1 protein-coding gene is annotated in these 3,775 nt (G+C 74.7%); it reads right to left on the bottom strand.

The window, feature by feature from the left end; all coding sequences use genetic code 11:
- Window positions 1–3,775 (bottom strand): beta-ketoacyl synthase N-terminal-like domain-containing protein (locus NM961_RS23730; protein ID WP_255916907.1); only part of this gene is annotated, 3,775 nt, incomplete at both ends.

The following is a 3,775-nucleotide window of genomic DNA, read 5'->3' as shown; positions in this document are numbered from 1 at the left end:
GGCGGCCAGCGGCAGCGGCAGCGGACGCGGCACGGCGGCCGGCGCAGCGGCCTGCGGCTGCACCGGCGCCGGCGCGGCGTAGTGCGCGGCCAGCGCCCCGGCCTGCGCCTGGGCCAGGTGCGCCGCGAGCGCGCCCAGGCTGGCGTGGCTGAAGAACAGCGACGGCACCACGCTGATCGCGTAGCGCGCCGAGATGCGCCGGGCGAATTCCGCCAGGCTGATCGAATCGAAACCGAAGTCGGCCAGGTTCTCCTGCTCGTGCAGGCGCTCCACGCCGAGCTTGAGCAGGCTGGCCGCCATGGCCTTGAGATCGGCCAGCGCGCACTGCTCCAGGCTCAGCCCTTCGTATTCCGCGCGGCGGTGCGGCCCATCGGCCGGCGGCGCGAATGCCGGCCCCACGGCGGACGGCGCGGTGCCGGCCAGCGCGCGCAGGCGCCGGGGTTCACCGCAGAGCACCAGACTGTGCGGCCAGGACTGGGCCAGCAGACGCGGCAGCAGGTCCAGGCCGGCGGCGGTGCTCAGCGCGGCCTGGCCGCTGGATTTCAGGTACAGCGCGGTCGCCGCGGCGTCCGCGCCCATGCCGCCGTCCTGCCACAACGGCCACAGCACGGCCGTGGCCGGCTGTGCCGGCCGCTGCGCGCGCCAGTCGGCCGCGCGCGCGGCGAGGTAGCGGTTGGCAATGGCGTAATCGGCCGAGCCGAAATCGCCGAGCACCGCGGCCGAGGACGAGAACAGGCAGACGAAGTCCAGGCTCAGCCCGTCCAGTGCGGCATACAGCGCGTCGGTGCCGGCAAGCTTGGGCGCCAGCACCGCGCCGAAATGCGCCAGCGGCAACTGGGCCAGCGGCAGCGGCAGCGCGGCGACGCCGGCCGCATGGAATACGCCGGCCAGACCGTCCGGCCCGGCCAGCGCAAGCGCGCCGCGCAGGGCTCCGGCATCGGTCACATCGGCCTGGACGAAGTGGATTTCGCTGCCCTGCGCGCGCAGGGCGTCCAGCCGCGCCTGGCGCGCGGCGTCCGGCGGGCGGCGTCCGGTCAGGATCAGGCGTGCCTGGTAATGCTGCGCCAGATGTTCGGCCAGCAACAGGCCAAGGCCGCCGGCCCCGCCGGTAATCAGATAGCTGCCGCCGCGGCGCAGCGGCGGCGCGGCCGGCTGCGGCACCCGTTCGATGCGGCGCAGCACGCGGCGGCCGCCGGCGCCGTGCAGGCTGCTCTCGAACGCGGCCAGGCCCAGTTCGGCCCAGGCGCTGTGCGCCCAGTCCTGCCAGGAGCGGCCCGCCCGCTCGTGGCCGAGCACGGCGACCCGCAGCGGGTCCTGGCGTCCCAGGCTGCGCTCGAATCCGACCAGCGATTCGGCGGCCAGGCGCCCCGCTGCCGTATCGGCCGCGGCGGCGATCAGCACCTTGGCGCGGCCCTGCCCGGCCTGCAGCAGACCTTGCATCAGGCTGGCCTGGGCCGGCGCCGCGGTCGCGGCGGTGTCGGTCAGCGTCTGCAACGCGAGCACGGCGTCGATCGCGCCGTCGCGGGCGAGCGCGCCGAACGCGGCGGCATAGGTCGCCGCGGCCGCGTCGCCGCTGCCGGCAGCAGGCACGCAGTGCAATTCCAGCGATGGCGCCAGCGCAGCAAAGACCTGGCGCAGCGGCGCCTCGGCAGCGGCGTCGGCCAGCACGCAGACCAGCCGGCGCGGCGGCACGCCCGCGGCCGGTTCGCCGGCGGCGGCCGGCTGCCACTGTTCCGAGAACAGCAGGATTTCCGCCACCGGCGCGGTTTCCGCCGCGCGCGCCGGAATGGCCGCGACCGCCGCCGAATGCGCGGCAGCCGGAACCGGTGCCGCCGCACCCGGCGGCGGCGGTTCTGCCTGCGGCACCCAGTAGCGCTGCAGTTCAAACGCATAGCCCGGCAGCGAAACGCGGCGCGGCGCGAAGGCGCCGTACAGCACGCGCCAGTCCGGCGCGGCGCCGCCGGCCCAGGCCTGCAGCAGCGCGGCCAGATCGCCGGCGGCCTGCCAGCGCGCCAGGTTCTGGCGCAGCTCGGGGCTGGCGGCGGCCTGCAGCGAATCGCGCGGCCGCTTGACCTCGCCGCGCACGGCGCCGGCCGGCAGCGCGCCAGCCAGCACCTGTTCCAGCTGGGCGGCCAGATCGGCGGCCGAGCGGACGAGCAGGCCCAGGCGCTGCTCCATCGGCTCGCGTCCGACCTGCAAGGTGTAGGCAATATCGGCCAGCCCGGCGGCGTCGATCGCCGCATCGTGCACGGCGTCGCGCAGGCTGCGGCAGCGCTGCAGCAGCAGTGCCGGGGTGCGCGCCGACAGCGGGATCGCGACCGTTGCCGGCGCGTTCGCCGCGGTTCGCGCCGGCGGCCGGTATTCCTCGATCACCACGTGCGCATTCGCACCGCCGAAGCCGAACGAGCTGATGCCGGCCCGGCGCGGCAGTTCGCGGCCGTCCGCGTCGGTCAGCGCGGTCCAGGGTTCGGCCGCGGGCACCAGGCGGAACGGGCTGCCGCTGAAGTCGATGTACGGATTGACCGTGGCGCAGTGCAGGCTGGGCGCCAGGGTGCGGTGGCGCAGTTGCAGCAGCACCTTGAGCACGCTCGCCGCGCCGGCGGCGAATTCGAGGTGGCCGATATTGGTCTTGACCGAGCCCAGCGCGCAGGTCGGCGCAGCCGCGGCGCCGGGCACGGCCGCATACAGGTCGGCGAAGGCGGCCTTGAGCGCATTGACCTCGACCGGATCGCCCAGCGGCGTGCCGGTGCCATGCGCTTCGAGGTAGCCGATGCTGCGTGGATCCAGCCCGGCGCGGCTGTAGACCGAGCGGATCAGCTCGGCCTGGGCCTTGGTGTTCGGCGCGGTCAGCGAACTGGCGCGGCCGCCGTGGTTGACGCCGCTGGCGCGCACCAGGCCGAGGATGTTGTCGCCGTCGCGTTCGGCGGCGGCCAGCGGCTTGAGCACGAACAGGCCTATGCCCTCGCCGCGCACATAGCCATTGGCGGCGGCGGAGAAGGTCTTGCAGCGGCCGTCCTCGCACAGCATGCCGGCCTTGCTGAAGCTGATGTGCACCCACGGCGTGACCATGGCGTTGACGCCGCCGGCCAGGGCCAGCTCGCACTGGCCCGACTGCAGGTTGTGCACGGCGCGGTGCAGCGCGATCAGCGCGCTGGAACAGGCCGTGTCCACCGGCTCGCTGGGGCCGTGCAGATCGAAGAAGTAGCTGACCCGGCTGGGCCCTATCGACGGCGCGGTCGCGGTTGCGCTGGCGCCTTCTATCGGCGCCGCGGTGCTGGCGATCAGCCCGCCGTAGCCACAGTCGCCGATGCCGACGAACACGGCAGTGTTGCTGCCGGCCAGTTGCGACGGCGCATAGCCGGCGTCCTCGAACGCGAGCCAGGCGTGGGTCAGCAGCAGCCGGTGCTGCGGGTCCATCAATTCGGCGTCGCGCGGGGCGATGCCGAAGAACAGCGGGTCGAAATCGCCGAGACCGTCGATGAAGCCGCCCCATTTGACCCGGGTGCGGTCGCCTTCGGTCAGCGGATCGCCGTAGATCGCGCGCCAGTCCCAGCGTTCGGCCGGCACTTCGCGGATGCAGTCGCGGCCCGCCAGCAGATTGCGCCAGAACGTGTCGGCGTCGTCGGCCAGCGGCAGGCGGCCGCTCATGCCGATGATCGCGATGGTGCTGTCGGCCGCCGCCGGCGCCGCGGCCGCGGTCGCGGCGGACAGCCGCGTGGCGTGCAGCGGCACGGCGCGGGCCGCGCCGGCGGCTGCCGCCGGTGCCGTCGCGGCC

The organism is Tahibacter harae (assembly GCF_024437735.1).
Classification (GTDB): Bacteria; Pseudomonadota; Gammaproteobacteria; order Xanthomonadales; family Rhodanobacteraceae; genus Tahibacter; species Tahibacter harae.
This window is presented reverse-complemented; position numbering and strand designations above follow the sequence as displayed.